Raw genomic sequence first — 14828 nt, 5'->3', positions numbered from 1 at the left:
TGACGAATGAAGATCGGTGTAATCGGTGGCGGCCAGTTGGGTCGCATGTTGGCCCTGGCGGGTACGCCGCTGGGAATGAACTTCGCTTTCCTGGATCCGGCGCCGGACGCCTGTGCCGCCGCCCTGGGTGAACACCTGCGGGCCGACTATGGCGATCAGGATCACCTGCGCCAATTGGCCGATGAAGTCGACCTGGTGACCTTCGAGTTCGAAAGCGTCCCGGCCGAAACCGTGGCCTTCCTGTCCCAGTTCGTCCCGGTCTACCCCAGCGCCGAAGCCCTGCGCATCGCCCGTGACCGCTGGTTCGAAAAGAACATGTTCAAGGACCTGGGCATCCCGACGCCGGCCTTCGCCGACATCCAGTCCCAGGCTGACCTTGACGCTGCGGTCGCTTCCATCGGCCTGCCGGCCGTGCTCAAGACCCGTACCCTGGGTTATGACGGCAAGGGACAGAAAGTCCTGCGCAACCCTGAAGACGTTGCCGGTACGTTTGCCGAGCTGGGCAGCGTCGGTTGCCTGCTGGAAGGTTTCGTGCCATTCACGGGTGAAGTCTCGCTGATCGCCGTGCGTGCCCGCGACGGTGAAATCCGCTTCTACCCGCTGGTGCACAACACTCACAAGGACGGCATCCTCAAGTTGTCCGTCGCCAGCACCGATCATCCCCTGCAAGCCCTGGCCGAAGACTACTCCAGCCGCGTGCTCAAGCAGCTCGACTATGTCGGGGTCATGGCGTTCGAATTCTTTGAAGTGGACGGCGGCCTCAAGGCCAACGAAATCGCCCCCCGCGTGCACAACTCCGGGCACTGGACCACTGAAGGCGCCGAGTGCAGCCAGTTCGAAAACCACCTGCGGGCGGTGGCCGGGCTGCCGCTGGGATCGACCGCCAAGGTCGGCGAAAGCGCAATGCTGAACTTCATCGGCAAAGTGCCGGACAGCGAGAAAGTCCTGGCGATTGCCGACTGCCACCTGCATCACTATGGCAAGGCCTTCAAAGTGGGGCGCAAGGTCGGCCACGCCAACCTGCGTTGCGCCGATCGCGCCACGCTGGCCCAGCAGATCATCAAGGTCGAAACGCTGATTGCCGAGCAATAGTCTGCAACATCGGTGGAACCATTCATCGGCTAATCTCTCTCATGGCTAAGTGCCAAAGCCCGACTGGGCTTTGGCTTAGCGTCTCAACCAGAGGGAAATGCCATGGGAATCATCGGAACCATTTTTATCGGCTTGATCGTTGGCCTGCTCGCGCGCTTCCTGAAGCCGGGCGATGACAGCATGGGCTGGATCATGACCATCCTGCTCGGTATCGGCGGTTCGTTGGCGGCTACTTACGGCGGCCAGGCCCTGGGCATCTACCAGGCCGGCGAAGGCGCTGGCTTCATCGGCGCCCTGGTGGGCGCGGTCGTGTTGCTGGTGATCTACGGCCTGATCAAAAGAAACTGATCAAACCAGATGAAGCCCTCTCCGCGCGGCGCACGGAGAGGGCTAAACTGCCCGGCGTTACATTCCACTCATTGCCGAGCCCTTCCATGCGCCGTCTAGTATTGACCCTTCTTTTGCTGGGCAGTGGCCTGGCCCACGCTGCCGATCTGCCGGAAACCGACTGGCTCGAACTGATGCCCAAGTCGGACCAGAAAGCCCTCGAAGCGATGCCCGAAATCGATCACGACTCTCCCGAAGCCAGCGGCACCTTCACCGAAAAAGGTGGCCTCAAGCAAAGCAAAGGCTTGCCGGCGGTGATGTATTCGACCAAGACCGTGGCGTCGATGAACGACAAGCACATCCGCATCGGCGGCTATCCGGTTCCTTTGGAGAGCGACGCCAAGGGTCGCAGTACGCTGTTTTTCCTGGTGCCTTACCCGGGCGCCTGCATCCACGTTCCTCCGCCGCCGCCGAATCAATTGGTGCTGGTGCGCTATCCCAAGGGCGTGAAGCTGGATGACATCTATACGCCGCTGTGGGTTACCGGCACGCTGAAGATCGAGAAGGTCGATAACGACCTGGCGAGCGCGGCGTATGCGCTGGATGCGCAGAAGGTGAGGGTGGTGCAGGAGGCGGATTTGTAACCAACTGGTTGGCCCGACACAAAACCCAATGTGGGAGCGAGCTTGCTCGCGATGACGGTGTGTCAGTCGACGCTGATGTCGACTGACATGGCGCTATCGCGAGCAAGCTCGCTCCCACAGGGTTTTGTGGTGTGTGTTAGAGCGGTTTGCTGCGGATACGCACACCCAGGGTATGGCTGGCGTCCGGCAACAACGTCACCACATCGCCCATCACATTGGCCGTCTCGATGCACAGCATGCGCTGCCAGCCATCGTCGGCCATGTCGCTAAAGGCCTTGGCTCGTTCGGTCCAGGGGTTCCAGATCACCGCCGAGCGCGAGCCGCTGCTGGTCAGTTCGATCCGTCGTTGCCAGTGCGGGTCAACGATGCTCAGCGTCGGCGGGGTATCGAGGTAGATGCGGTCGGTTTCGCCGACAAAGCGCAGGGCACCGGCCTGGGTATGGGTGTTCCAGTCGTCCAGGGTCTCGATGTAATGCAAGCCGTCGACGCCATCGACCTGCACGTTGCGCACGTCGCTGACGGCAAAATAGCTGTGCAGCGCCTGGCTGAGGCTGACGGTTTCGCTGCCACGGTTATGGCTGGTAAGACGGACATGCAACTGCTCGTCCATCACGATGGTCAGCGTCAGGTCGACTTGGTGAGGCCAGCCCGACAGGCCGTTTTCAGGGTAGGGCAGCACGAATTCGATTTTCAGGCTTTCGCCTTCGGCCTCGATGCCCTTGAGCTCCCAATCCATCGCTCGCACCAGGCCGTGGGCCGTGGCCGGTTCGTTGCTGACGCGCATCGCCTGGACGCTGTCGGGGTTGCGGGTCAGGTTGCCGAACCAGGGCCAGCACACTGGCACGCCGGCGCGGATGCTCTTGCCCGTCTGGAACGTCGCCTGGTCGTTGAGCCAGATCAGCGGCGGCTCGCCGTCCACTTGATAACTGAGGATATGCGCGCCTTGCTGGGCCACCAGCAACTCGGCCTGACCGTGGCGGATGCGCCAACCGTTCAGTTCATCCAGTTTGACGGCTTCGACATTGGGCGTAGGCATATTGCGCATCTCGTTCAGGAACATGGACTGCAATGGACCGCAAAACGGTCGCCGCGTTTAACGGGCGCGGGAAGGAACCGAGCGGGTGCGTCCACTGCCGTCGATGGCGACGAAGACAAACACTGCTTCGGTGACCTTGCGCCATTCGCTGGACAACGGATCGTCGCTCCACACCTCGACCATCATCTGGATCGAGCTACGGCCGATTTCCAACGCCTGGGTATAGAAGGACAACTGCGCACCCACCGCCACCGGCACCAGGAACGCCATGCGATCAATCGCCACGGTCGCCACGCGTCCGCCCGCCACCTTGCTGGCCATCGCGGTGCCGGCCAGGTCCATCTGGGACACCAGCCAGCCGCCGAAAATGTCCCCGAAGCCGTTGGTATCACGGGGAAGCGCGGTGATTTGCAAGGCCAGGTCGCCTTGCGGGATCGGATCTTCTTGTTCGAGCTCTATCATGCCGGGGGTGCCTCTGACCCGTAACTCTGTCTTGTCTTTCAGGTGAATAGCCGTCTTTGTAAAAAACGATTCAGCCCGAACTGCCACGTTCGTCACGTTTTTCGTAAAGGCGTGCCAAAGGGAAACTCTGCGAAACCGGCTGATTTGTACTACATCACCAACGACGTTTTCGCACAGCAACCCCTTACAGAGTGTTGCAAGGTTGCGAGTATATCGGGCGATAGACGTCGAGACGACCACTGGGTTCTGATTTTGACTGTCAATTACGCGCCTCTATGTGCTTTTTCGAACAATTTGCTATCGTGCCGAACCTGCCCGGGCTCTCATCAGTGTTGTCGGGCCGAGAACCGACTATAAGAGAAACCCTTGCCATGACCACTGCGCCTTCGAGCACGGCGACGCCCGCGCAACCCGCCCGTCCGCTGACCCGCAACGACTACAAGACCCTGTCGCTTTCTGCCCTGGGCGGCGCGCTGGAGTTCTACGATTTCATTATTTTCGTGTTCTTTGCCACCGTGGTCGGCAAGCTGTTCTTCCCTGCCGAAATGCCCGAATGGCTGCGCCTGATGCAAACGTTTGGCATTTTTGCCGCCGGTTACCTCGCCCGGCCGCTGGGCGGGATCATCATGGCCCACTTCGGCGACCTGCTGGGGCGCAAGAAAATGTTCACGTTGAGCATCTTCATGATGGCCGTGCCGACCCTGATCATGGGGCTGTTGCCGACCTATGCGCAGATCGGCATGTGGGCGCCGATCCTATTGTTGCTGATGCGCGTGATCCAGGGCGCAGCCATTGGTGGCGAAGTACCGGGGGCCTGGGTCTTCGTTTCCGAACACGTGCCGGCGCGCCACATCGGCTACGCCTGCGGCACCCTGACCTGCGGCCTGACGGCCGGAATCCTGTTGGGTTCGCTGGTCGCTACCGCCATCAACAGCATTTATACGCCAGTGGAAGTGGCGGATTACGCTTGGCGGATCCCGTTCCTGCTGGGCGGTGTGTTTGGCCTGTTTTCGGTGTACTTGCGCCGCTGGCTCCATGAAACCCCGGTGTTCGCCGAACTGCAACTGCGCAAGGCGCTGGCCGAAGAGGTTCCGTTGCGCGCCGTGCTGCGCGACCATCGAGGCGCCATCGCCATTTCGATGCTGCTGACCTGGCTGCTGTCGGCCGGCGTCATCGTGGTGATCCTGATGACCCCGACGGTGTTGCAGACGGTGTATCACTTCAGCCCGACCACGGCGTTGCAGGCCAATAGCCTGGCGATCGTGTTCCTGAGTTTCGGTTGCATTGGTGCCGGTGTACTGGCCGACCGCTTTGGCGCAGGCCGGGTATTCGTCTTCGGCAGCGGTTTGTTGCTGATCACGTTCTGGACCTTCTACCACAGCCTGTTCACTCACCCGGAGTGGCTGTTCCCGCTCTACGCCTTGAGTGGTTTGCTGGTGGGCACCATCGGCGCGGTGCCGTACGTCATGGTCAATGCGTTCCCGGCCGTGGTGCGTTTCAGCGGCCTGTCGTTTTCCTACAACCTGGCCTACGCGATCTTCGGCGGATTGACGCCGATGGTGGTGACCTTGCTGTTGAAAGAGAGCCCGATGGGGCCTGCGTATTACGTGGCGATCATCTGCGGGATCGGGATGGTGATCGGTGGGTATCTTTGGAAGAAGGGGCGCTAGACAGCCCCTCGCCACAGGACCCTGCAAAAACCCCAATGCTGGCCTTTCATCCAATTGTCATATTTCAGCCATAGAGTGTTCACACGGCTTCCCAATACTTGGCCGACTTAACACACCTATCTGCTAGGAGTAAGGCATGAAACTGAAGCGTTTGATGGCGGCAATGACGTTTGTCGCTGCTGGCGTTGCGACTGCCAACGCGGTTGCCGCTGTTGACCCTGCGATCCCGAGCTACACCAAGACCACTGGTGTATCGGGCAACCTCTCCAGTGTCGGCTCCGATACCCTGGCCAACCTGATGACCTTGTGGGCCGAGAACTACAAGAAAGAATACCCGAACGTAAACATCCAGATTCAGGCCGCTGGTTCCTCCACCGCGCCACCCGCACTCACCGAAGGCACCTCCAACCTGGGCCCGATGAGCCGCAAGATGAAGGACAACGAGCTGCAGGCTTTCGAACAGAAATACGGCTACAAGCCAACCGCTATCCCGGTTGCCGTGGACGCCCTGGCTGTGTTCGTACACAAGGACAATCCAATCAAAGGCCTGACCATGGCTCAGGTCGATGCGATTTTCTCCTCGACTCGTCTGTGCGGCGCCAAGGCCGACGTCAAGACCTGGGGTGACCTGGGCGTGACCGGCGACCTGGCCAACAAGCCAGTGCAACTGTTCGGCCGTAACTCGGTGTCCGGCACCTACGGCTACTTCAAGGAAGAAGCCCTGTGCAAAGGCGACTACAAGCCAAACGTCAACGAACAGCCAGGTTCGGCTTCGGTTGTGCAGTCGATCAGCAGCTCGCTTAATGGCGTCGGCTACTCGGGTATCGGCTACAAGACCGCCAGCGTGAAAACCGTTGCCTTGGCCAAGAAGGAAGGCGGCGAGTTCATCGAAGACACCGAAGAAAACGCCCTGAACGGCAAGTATCCGCTGTCGCGCTTCCTCTACGTGTACGTCAACAAGGCGCCAAACAAGCCTCTGGCCCCGCTGGAAGCCGAGTTCGTGAAGCTGATCCTGTCCAAACAAGGCCAGGAAGTCGTAGTCAAGGACGGCTACATCCCACTGCCAGCCAAAGTTGCCGCCAAGGCACTGGCTGACCTGGGTCTGTCGGAAGGCGGCAGCGTCGCCAAGAAGTAATACCTGAGTCCGGGCCGACGCCCGGGCTGCGGTGGGAGTGGACACCACTGCCACCGCCCAATTTTCCCATCCGCTGCCGCTTCTAGCTGGCGGCGGATTTGTTGCGTCACTTCACTGTCATCTTTCTGTCATACAGGATCGCTAGGGTGTGCGCATGAATGATCTGGCCAACTCCACAATGACTACGACTTCCCCCCCCAAGCGCATTGACTTCAATACGCCTGAGCTGCAACGCAAGCGCCGCATCCGCGCGCTCAAGGATCGCCTGACCCGTTGGTACGTGCTGGTCGGCGGCCTCGCCGTACTGGCGGCCATTACCCTGATTTTCTTTTTCCTGGCCTATGTCGTGGTGCCCCTGTTCCAGGGTGCGGACCTGACCGCCAAGGACTCGATCACCCCGGCCTGGATGCAAGACGCCGGCAAACCGCTGATGATCGCCATCGAAGAACAGAACCAGGTGGCCATGCGTATTTCCGACAAGGGCCAGGCATTGTTCTATGAGCTCGACAGCGGCGCCGAGCTGCGTCGCGTCGACTTGCCGATTCCGGCCGGCGCCAGTGTGGTTTCCATCGGTGAAGACCAGCCCGGCAGTCCACTGGTGGCGATCGGCCTGAGCAACGGCCAGGCCTTGGTGTTCCGCCACACCTATAAAGTCAGCTATCCCGACGGCAAGAAAACCATTTCGCCCGCCATCGAATACCCTTACGGCGAGGCGCCAATTGCATTGAGCGAGCAGGGCGCGCCCTTGGAGCACGTCAGCCTCAATGCGACCGATTCGACCCTGCTGCTCGCTGGCTCCAGTGGGGCGCAGCTGTATGTGCTGTCGCTGACCAGCGAAGAAAACATGATGACCGGTGAGATCACCAGCGAGCAGACGCGTATCGACCTGCCGCAGATGACCGAGCCAGTGAAGAACATCTTCGTCGACCCGCGCCAGCAGTGGTTGTACGTGGTCAACGGTCGTGCCCAGGCCGACGTGTTCAGCCTGCGCGACAAGAGCCTCAACGGTCGCTACAAACTGCTGGAGAACGCCGACGCCCAAGTCACCGCCGCCGCTCAATTGGTGGGCGGGATCTCGCTGATCATCGGTGATTCCAAGGGCGGTCTGGCCCAGTGGTTCATGGCCCGCGACCCGGACGGCGAGCTGCGCTTCAAACAGATTCGTACCTTCCAGATGGGCAGCGCGCCCATCGTTGAAATCAGCGCCGAAGAGCGTCGCAAGGGTTTCGTGGCCCTCGACGCCGCCGGCAAGCTCGGTGTGTTCCACAGCACCGCCCACCGCACCCTGCTGGTGGACCAGGTGGTCGACGGCCAGGGTCTGTTCGGCATGTCGCCACGGGCCAACCGCCTGATCGTTGAACAGGGCGGCAAGCTGCAACCGTTGACGCTGGACAACCCGCACCCGGAAGTGTCGTGGAGCGCGTTGTGGAGCAAGGTCTGGTACGAAAACTACGACGAACCCCAGTACGTCTGGCAATCGACCGCCGCCAACACCGACTTCGAACCCAAGATGAGCCTTTCGCCGCTGACCTTCGGTACCTTGAAAGCCGCGTTCTACGCGATGTTGCTGGCCGCGCCGCTGGCCATCGCCGCCGCGATCTACACCGCCTACTTCATGGCCCCTGGGATGCGCCGCAAGGTCAAGCCAGTGATCGAGCTGATGGAAGCGATGCCGACGGTGATCCTCGGTTTCTTCGCTGGCCTGTTCCTGGCGCCGTACGTCGAAGGGCACCTGCCGGGTATCTTCAGCCTGCTGATGTTGCTGCCGATCGGCATCCTGGTCGCCGGTTTCGTCTTCAGCCGCCTGCCGGAATCCATTCGCCTGCGGGTACCGGATGGCTGGGAAAGCGCCCTGTTGATTCCGGTCATCCTGTTCGTGGGCTGGCTCTCGCTGTACATGAGCCCGTACCTGGAAGCCTGGTTCTTCGGTGGCGACATGCGCATGTGGATCTCCCATGACCTGGGCATCACCTACGACCAGCGCAACGCCCTGGTGGTTGGCTTGGCGATGGGCTTCGCGGTCATCCCGAACATCTACTCCATCGCCGAAGACGCCGTGTTCAGCGTGCCGCGCGGCCTGACCCTGGGCTCCCTGGCCCTCGGCGCCACGCCGTGGCAGACCATGACTCGCGTGGTGATCCTCACTGCCAGCCCGGGCATTTTCTCTGCACTGATGATCGGCATGGGCCGTGCGGTGGGCGAGACCATGATCGTGCTGATGGCCACCGGCAACACCCCGGTCATGGAAATGAACCTGTTCGAAGGCCTGCGCACCCTGGCGGCCAACGTGGCGGTGGAAATGCCAGAGTCGGAAGTCGGTGGCAGCCATTACCGCGTGCTGTTCCTGTCGGCACTGGTGCTGCTGTTGTTCACCTTCGTCATGAACACCCTCGCCGAGCTGATCCGTCAGCGTCTGCGCAAGAAATATTCGTCGCTTTAAGAAAGGTAGAAGTCTGTGAAACAGAACTCCCTGAAAGGATGGTTCAAGAGCGGCGCCCCAGGCGTCTGGATCAGCGGTGGCGCGGTGTCCATCGCGGTCATCATGACCATTGGCCTGCTGGCAGTGATCGCCGTGCGCGGCCTCGGCCACTTCTGGCCGGCTGACTTGATCCACGCCAGCTACAACGTACCGGGCATGCCTGCGCACCTGGTGGTAGGCGAAGTCGTACAGAAAGAAGAAGTCCCTCGCGAGCGCCTGAAAAGCGCCGGTCTGCCGGTGCCGGACGAAGGCCCGGAGTTCATGACCCGCGAGCTGATCAAGGTCGGCAACCGTGACCTCAACGGCACCGATTTCACCTGGATCGTTGGCGATTGGCTGACCAACCAGACCACCCCACCAGAGCTGATGGCGCTTGAGCGTCGCGAGTGGGGCAACTTCTACGGTTACCTGGTCAACGTCAAGGAACAAGGCAAGGTCATCGCCGAGGGCGAAGCCGCCTGGCCGCAGTTGCAGGCGCGTATCGAGCGAGTCAACCAACTGGCCGACGAGCTCAAGACTCTGGAAAAATCCGACATCGGTGCGATCAACGCCGGCCTCGAACGCATCCGCCTGCATGGCCGCAAGCTGGAGCTGGACGGCAAGCTCGACGCTGCTGCCCAAGCCGACCTGGAAAGCGAACGCGCCGAACTCAACGCCCGCTACAAGGACATCGAAGCGCGCCTCTCCGATTTGCACGCGCAGTTCAACCGCGACAGCCTGACGGCCCGCGATGCCAACGGCAAAGAAGTGGAAATCGAAATCGGCAAAGTGGTGCACGCCTACCAGCCAAACGGCATGGGCACGTTTACCAAGATGGGTTTCTATTTCAGCAAGGTCTGGGAATTCCTCAGCGACGACCCGCGTGAAGCCAACACCGAAGGCGGGATTTTCCCGGCGATTTTCGGCACCGTGATGATGACCCTGATCATGGCGATGATCGTGACGCCGTTCGGCGTGCTGGCGGCGGTCTACCTGCGTGAATATGCCCGCCAAGGGCCCATGACCCGCTTGATCCGTATCGCGGTGAACAACCTCGCCGGTGTCCCGGCCATCGTCTACGGTGTGTTCGGCCTGGGCTTCTTTGTCTACGTGCTGGGTGGCTCGGTTGACCGGCTGTTCTTCCCCGAAGCCTTGCCGGCGCCAACCTTCGGCACCCCGGGCCTGCTCTGGGCGTCCCTGACCCTGGCGCTGTTGGCGGTGCCGGTGGTGATCGTCGCCACCGAAGAAGGTTTGGCGCGAATCCCGCGGACCGTTCGCGAGGGTTCCCTGGCTCTTGGCGCGACCAAGGCCGAGACCTTGTGGAAAATCGTGCTGCCGATGGCGAGCCCGGCAATGATGACCGGCATGATTCTCGCGGTGGCCCGTGCCGCTGGCGAAGTGGCGCCGTTGATGTTGGTGGGCGTGGTGAAACTGGCCCCGTCGCTGCCGCTGGATGGCAACTACCCGTACCTGCACTTGGACCAGAAGATCATGCACCTGGGCTTCCATATCTATGACGTCGGCTTCCAGAGCCCCAACGTCGAGGCCGCCCGACCGTTGGTCTACGCCACGGCGCTGCTGTTGGTGCTGGTGATCGCGATCTTGAACCTGTCGGCAGTGTGGATCCGTAACCACCTGCGCGAGAAATACAAAGCGCTGGATAGCTGATTTTCATGTGGGAGCGAGCTTGCTCCCACCTATATACAGATTGGCATGGCCGCTCAGTTGGCCAACCGAACCGAATTTGTTAGCACAGGGAGCCTCCCATGCAACACGAAACACACACACACGGCATCAACATGTCGGCCCTGGGCCGCGACAAGCAGAGCTTGAACCTGGCTCAGGAAACCGTCGCCATCGAAGTGCCCGGCCTGAACCTGTTCTACGGTCAGAAGCAGGCGCTGTACGACGTCAGCCTGAACATCCCGAAACAACGCGTGACCGCGTTCATCGGCCCGTCGGGCTGCGGCAAGTCGACCTTGCTGCGTACCTTCAACCGCATGAATGACCTGGTGGACGGTTGCCGCGTCGAAGGCGAGATCAACCTCTACGGCAATAACATCTACCGCAAGGGCGAAGACGTGGCCGAGCTGCGTCGTCGCGTGGGCATGGTGTTCCAGAAGCCCAACCCGTTCCCGAAGACCATCTACGAAAACGTCGTCTACGGCCTGCGCATCCAGGGCATCAACAAAAAGCGCATCCTCGATGAAGCCGTGGAATGGGCGCTCAAGGGCGCGGCGCTGTGGGACGAGGTCAAGGACCGTCTGCACGACTCGGCGCTGGGCCTGTCCGGCGGCCAGCAGCAACGTTTGGTCATCGCCCGCACCATTGCCGTGGAGCCGGAAGTCCTGCTGCTCGACGAACCTTGCTCGGCACTCGACCCGATCTCGACGCTGAAGGTCGAAGAGCTGATCTACGAGCTCAAGTCCAAGTTCACCATCGTCATCGTGACCCACAACATGCAGCAGGCGGCACGGGTGTCCGACTACACCGCGTTCATGTACATGGGCAAGCTGGTGGAGTTCGGAGACACCGACACCTTGTTTACCAATCCGGCCATGAAGCAGACCGAGGACTACATCACCGGTCGTTACGGCTAGGAAGCCGTTGTTGCTCATTGACTTAACGCTGCGGTCCGCCGCACCTTACCGGACGCTCCAAGGACGCCAAAGATGATTAGTAAAGAAGGCCTTACCCACCACATTTCCGCGCAGTTCAACGCCGAGCTGGAAGAGGTGCGCAGCCACCTGCTGGCGATGGGCGGGCTGGTGGAAAAGCAGGTCAACGACGCGGTGACCGCGCTGATCGAGGCCGATTCCGGCCTGGCCCAGCAGGTGCGCGAAATCGATGACCAGATCAACCAGATGGAACGTAACATCGACGAAGAGTGCCTGCGTATCCTGGCCCGTCGCCAACCGGCCGCTTCCGACCTGCGCCTGATCATCAGCATTTCCAAGTCGGTGATCGACCTTGAGCGGATCGGCGACGAAGCCACCAAGATCGCCCGTCGTGCAATCCAGTTGTGCGAAGAAGGCGAAGCCCCGCGCGGTTACGTCGAGGTGCGCCACATTGGCGACCAGGTGCGCAACATGGTCCGCGACGCGCTGGACGCCTTCGCCCGTTTCGACGCCGACCTGGCGCTGTCGGTGGCCCAGTACGACAAGATCATCGACCGCGAGTACAAGACCGCCCTGCGTGAACTGGCGACCTACATGATGGAAGACCCGCGCTCCATCTCGCGGGTGTTGAGCATCATCTGGGTGCTGCGTTCCCTGGAGCGTATCGGCGATCATGCGCGCAACATCTCCGAACTGGTGATCTACTTGGTGCGCGGCACCGATGTGCGGCACATGGGCCTCAAGCGGATGAAGGAAGAAGTGGAGGGCACCCCGTCCGAAACCGCTAATGTTCCCGGTGAAACTGACGATAAGTAAGATTGCCAAGAAAAGCGCCCGGCCTTCTGGTCGGGCTTTTTTTTGCGGTTTTTTTAATCGAAAGCAGCACCCCGTGAACGAAAAGTCCCGGCGTGACTGAAGGTTTTTGGCAATGTGCCATCAGTAAAGCGGTATGCTTGCCGGGATTTTTTAGAGGTGTATCTGGATGAGTAAGGTCAGTGTGTTGGTCGTGGACGATGCTTCGTTCATTCGTGACTTGGTGAAGAAGTGCCTGCGCAACTACTTCCCAGGCATCCGCATCGAAGACGCGGTGAACGGCAAGAAAGCCCAGGCCCTGCTGGCCCGTGAAGCGTTCGACCTGGTGCTGTGCGACTGGGAAATGCCGGAGATGTCCGGCCTGGAACTGTTGACCTGGTGCCGCCAGCAGGACAACCTCAAGGGCATGCCTTTCGTCATGGTCACCAGCCGTGGCGACAAGGAGAACGTGGTCCAGGCCATCCAGGCCGGCGTGTCCGGCTACGTCAGCAAGCCCTTCACCAACGAGCAACTGCTGACCAAGGTCAAGCAGGCCCTGAACAAGGTCGGCAAGCTCGACACATTGATGAATAGCGCCCCGACCAAGATGAACTCGGCGTTTGGCAACGATTCGCTCAGCGCCCTGACCGGTGGCAAGGCTGCTCCGGCTGTCGCTTCAGCGCCCGCAGCGAATCCGTTTGCCAAGCCAGCCGCCCCGGCCGCTGCGCCTGCGCCCGCTGCGGCTGCCGCCCCGGCCCGTGGTCTGCTCAACAGCCCGCCCGTCAAGGCACCTGCCGCGTCCGCGCCGACCAGCAATCGTGGGCAAGGCCAGTTGCGTCTGTCCAGCGGCACCCAGCAATGCGTGATCAAGGCCCTGAGCCTCAAGGAAGCGCTGTTGGTGGTCAAGCGCACCGACACCCTGCCACAAGTGCTGGAAAGCTCGGTGCTGGACATGGAGCAGGGCGACAATGCCGAGACCGCTCGTCTGAACGGCTACCTGCACGCCATCGTCGCCCACGAGCAGACGCCGGACAGCGAATGGCTGCAACTGACCTTCCGCTTCGTCGACAAAGACCCTCAGAAACTCGACTACATCTCCCGCCTGATCGCCCGCGGCACTGCGCAGAAGCACTTCGTCCCGGGCGCCTGATCCCGGCGGCGCCTTTGAGTCCGCTATCGCGAGCAGGCTCCCACAGTGATCTCAGTTGTTCACAAAATTTGTGTCCACAGCAGATCCAGTGTGGGAAGCGCGCCTGCTCGCGATGGGGTCATCCCTTCTAAATATTCGCCGGCGGCCCACCCGCTCGTCTGAACTGTTATTTCCTACAGGTCAATTTTCCGACCTTGCTTCCTAGATTGTCATGAGCGGTCACTTTCGTGAACGCATGGCAGGCAGGAGCTCGCAATGACTAAGTTCATCACTCTGGAAGAAAGAGACCGGATTGCCGACGCATTCCGCCAGAACCAGGGCCCTTTACTCCCGGCTATGATCGATGAAGCCGTGGATGGGAAGATTGCATATGCCGATTTAGAAAAAGGGCTGACCATTCGTTTTCCGTTTGTTGAAGGGATGCGGACAGGTGGTCAGTATCTCGTAACGCTGAGCGGTGACGATGCCTCTTTTGGCATCGGTGGTTACATCCAGGAGGAGAATCAGGACGTCGTCGTGAAGGTGCCGTCCGACAGGGCGCTGGCTTTTGAGGGGCAGGGGGCGCGCCTTAAATATTTTTATTTGGAATTCGAAGAGCCAACTTCTCCGACAACCCATTTTTCGGTTGAGGGTGTGACGTACAAGCCAGGCGTGGATGAAGCCGTTGATGGCGTTATCCCCCTGGCAGTGCTATCGCAAGGCGTAAACCTAAGAATCAGGGCGGGGTCGTCGATGACACCAGGTGCACTCGTTTCCATCTATTGGTGGGGTTCGAACCCGGATGCCTGTTTCGTCAAGCACCTGAATCTCGCCGATCCGGTTGAAGAGTTGGTTATGCCCGTCGAGCCTGCTTATCTGATGCCGAACAAATATGGTTACATTAAGATCATCTATACAGTGCTATCGACATCGGGCACTTGGACATCGCCCTTCCTTGAGCTTCAGGTCGCTGGTGATCTAGCTACGCCTCGGGCCGTCCATACTGAATGGGACGAGTACCGTAGGCCGGCCCGCCTCCAGCTAATCGACGAAGACGGCAGTATTCCTATGCGGCTAGAAACCCAAGGAATGATCGAGTGGGATACTGCGATACTTATTTTTGTCGGTTACTCACGAGGCGCTGAATTTGTACTAAGGCATCGGGTGACGGCGTCCGATATCGCTGCGGGTCAAATAACTTTTGGCGTGCCGGTACCGTTTTCGTCGTTAGGGTCCAGCGCCAAGGCTTGGAGTTTGATTGAGCGTGGGGATGATGAAGCACTGGGTTCCCCTGACCTTTACATGGACTTACCCCCTGATCCGAACTAATTAAATGCCCTTGCAACGGCTCGCTTCGGATCGTGGGAGCGAGCTTGCTCGCGATGGGGCCGTCAGAATCAACACCCTTTGGCTGATCCAATTTTGAAACATCCGTCGACTACGCTGGTCCATCCCAGCTGCTAGG

General features: G+C 60.4%; 13 protein-coding genes. 11 read left to right on the top strand and 2 right to left on the bottom strand.

Translation table 11 applies throughout. The features are described from left to right. The first annotated feature begins 6 nt into the window (after positions 1-6). The 3 genes from J3P79_RS26765 (at position 7) to J3P79_RS26755 (ending at position 2063) form a co-directional block, all read left to right on the top strand. Positions 7-1092, top strand: a complete 1086-nt coding sequence (locus J3P79_RS26765) for a 5-(carboxyamino)imidazole ribonucleotide synthase (protein ID WP_434607058.1) — start codon at positions 7-9, stop codon at positions 1090-1092. Between the two features lie 102 nt (positions 1093-1194). After that, positions 1195-1440 carry a GlsB/YeaQ/YmgE family stress response membrane protein gene (locus tag J3P79_RS26760; RefSeq protein WP_039593587.1) on the top strand — a complete coding sequence of 82 codons (246 nt, stop codon included), beginning with the start codon at positions 1195-1197 and terminating at the stop codon, positions 1438-1440. An 86-nt stretch (positions 1441-1526) separates the two neighbouring features. Then, positions 1527-2063, top strand: a complete 537-nt coding sequence (locus J3P79_RS26755) for a DUF3299 domain-containing protein (protein ID WP_434607055.1) — start codon at positions 1527-1529, stop codon at positions 2061-2063. A 136-nt stretch (positions 2064-2199) separates the two neighbouring features. Here J3P79_RS26755 and J3P79_RS26750 read toward each other — a convergent pair whose 3' ends face one another. Together J3P79_RS26750 and J3P79_RS26745 are read right to left on the bottom strand one after the other, a co-directional pair. Beyond that, a complete protein-coding gene (locus tag J3P79_RS26750) occupies positions 2200-3099 on the bottom strand; it encodes a D-hexose-6-phosphate mutarotase (protein ID WP_434607053.1) in 900 nt (299 codons plus the stop codon). 57 nt (positions 3100-3156) lie between these two features. Next, positions 3157-3561 carry an acyl-CoA thioesterase gene (locus J3P79_RS26745; protein ID WP_434607051.1) on the bottom strand — a complete coding sequence of 135 codons (405 nt, stop codon included), beginning with the start codon at positions 3559-3561 and terminating at the stop codon, positions 3157-3159. Positions 3562-3932: 371 nt separating this feature from the next. Here J3P79_RS26745 and J3P79_RS26740 point away from each other — a divergent pair, with 371 nt between their 5' ends. From J3P79_RS26740 to J3P79_RS26705, 8 genes are all read left to right on the top strand, one after another. Then, positions 3933-5231 carry an MFS transporter gene (locus tag J3P79_RS26740; protein ID WP_434607050.1) on the top strand — a complete coding sequence of 433 codons (1299 nt, stop codon included), beginning with the start codon at positions 3933-3935 and terminating at the stop codon, positions 5229-5231. Positions 5232-5367: 136 nt separating this feature from the next. Continuing rightward, on the top strand, positions 5368-6366 hold the full coding sequence (locus J3P79_RS26735) for a phosphate ABC transporter substrate-binding protein PstS (protein ID WP_434607048.1): 999 nt from the start codon (positions 5368-5370) through the stop codon (positions 6364-6366). A gap of 406 nt (positions 6367-6772) precedes the next feature. Beyond that, complete coding sequence (locus J3P79_RS26730) at positions 6773-8806, top strand: ABC transporter permease subunit (protein WP_434611623.1); 2034 nt, start codon at positions 6773-6775, stop codon at positions 8804-8806. Positions 8807-8821: 15 nt separating this feature from the next. Further along, complete coding sequence (gene pstA / locus J3P79_RS26725; protein ID WP_434607045.1) at positions 8822-10492, top strand: phosphate ABC transporter permease PstA; 1671 nt, start codon at positions 8822-8824, stop codon at positions 10490-10492. A 98-nt stretch (positions 10493-10590) separates the two neighbouring features. Continuing rightward, positions 10591-11424, top strand: coding sequence for a phosphate ABC transporter ATP-binding protein PstB (gene pstB / locus J3P79_RS26720; protein WP_434607043.1), 834 nt, complete (start codon positions 10591-10593; stop codon positions 11422-11424). 72 nt (positions 11425-11496) lie between these two features. Continuing rightward, positions 11497-12258 (top strand): phosphate signaling complex protein PhoU, encoded by a 762-nt coding sequence (phoU, locus tag J3P79_RS26715; RefSeq protein WP_030139132.1) that lies wholly within the window; start codon positions 11497-11499, stop codon positions 12256-12258. A gap of 166 nt (positions 12259-12424) precedes the next feature. Then, positions 12425-13384 (top strand): response regulator, encoded by a 960-nt coding sequence (locus J3P79_RS26710; protein ID WP_434607041.1) that lies wholly within the window; start codon positions 12425-12427, stop codon positions 13382-13384. A gap of 255 nt (positions 13385-13639) precedes the next feature. Continuing rightward, positions 13640-14692 (top strand): hypothetical protein, encoded by a 1053-nt coding sequence (locus tag J3P79_RS26705; protein WP_434607039.1) that lies wholly within the window; start codon positions 13640-13642, stop codon positions 14690-14692. The last annotated feature ends 136 nt before the right edge of the window (positions 14693-14828 follow it).

The sequence above is a fragment of the Pseudomonas sp. R1-7 genome, assembly GCF_051132105.1.
GTDB lineage: Bacteria > Pseudomonadota > Gammaproteobacteria > Pseudomonadales > Pseudomonadaceae > Aquipseudomonas.
The sequence above is the reverse complement of the archived record's forward strand: the minus strand, read 5'-3'. Positions and strand labels throughout refer to the sequence as shown.

Excerpts from the sequence above, each read along its gene's own strand:
- phoU (WP_030139132.1), top strand. The coding sequence starts at position 11,497 with ATGATTAGTAAAGAAGGCCTTACCCACCACATTTCCGCGCAGTTCAAC.
- J3P79_RS26755 (WP_434607055.1), top strand. The coding sequence starts at position 1,527 with ATGCGCCGTCTAGTATTGACCCTTCTTTTGCTGGGCAGTGGCCTGGCC.
- J3P79_RS26740 (WP_434607050.1), top strand. The coding sequence starts at position 3,933 with ATGACCACTGCGCCTTCGAGCACGGCGACGCCCGCGCAACCCGCCCGT.
- J3P79_RS26760 (WP_039593587.1), top strand. The coding sequence starts at position 1,195 with ATGGGAATCATCGGAACCATTTTTATCGGCTTGATCGTTGGCCTGCTC.
- J3P79_RS26750 (WP_434607053.1), bottom strand. The coding sequence starts at position 3,099 with ATGCCTACGCCCAATGTCGAAGCCGTCAAACTGGATGAACTGAACGGT.
- pstB (WP_434607043.1), top strand. The coding sequence starts at position 10,591 with ATGCAACACGAAACACACACACACGGCATCAACATGTCGGCCCTGGGC.
- J3P79_RS26730 (WP_434611623.1), top strand. The coding sequence starts at position 6,773 with ATGCAAGACGCCGGCAAACCGCTGATGATCGCCATCGAAGAACAGAAC.
- J3P79_RS26765 (WP_434607058.1), top strand. The coding sequence starts at position 7 with ATGAAGATCGGTGTAATCGGTGGCGGCCAGTTGGGTCGCATGTTGGCC.
- J3P79_RS26735 (WP_434607048.1), top strand. The coding sequence starts at position 5,368 with ATGAAACTGAAGCGTTTGATGGCGGCAATGACGTTTGTCGCTGCTGGC.
- J3P79_RS26745 (WP_434607051.1), bottom strand. The coding sequence starts at position 3,561 with ATGATAGAGCTCGAACAAGAAGATCCGATCCCGCAAGGCGACCTGGCC.
- J3P79_RS26705 (WP_434607039.1), top strand. The coding sequence starts at position 13,640 with ATGACTAAGTTCATCACTCTGGAAGAAAGAGACCGGATTGCCGACGCA.
- J3P79_RS26710 (WP_434607041.1), top strand. The coding sequence starts at position 12,425 with ATGAGTAAGGTCAGTGTGTTGGTCGTGGACGATGCTTCGTTCATTCGT.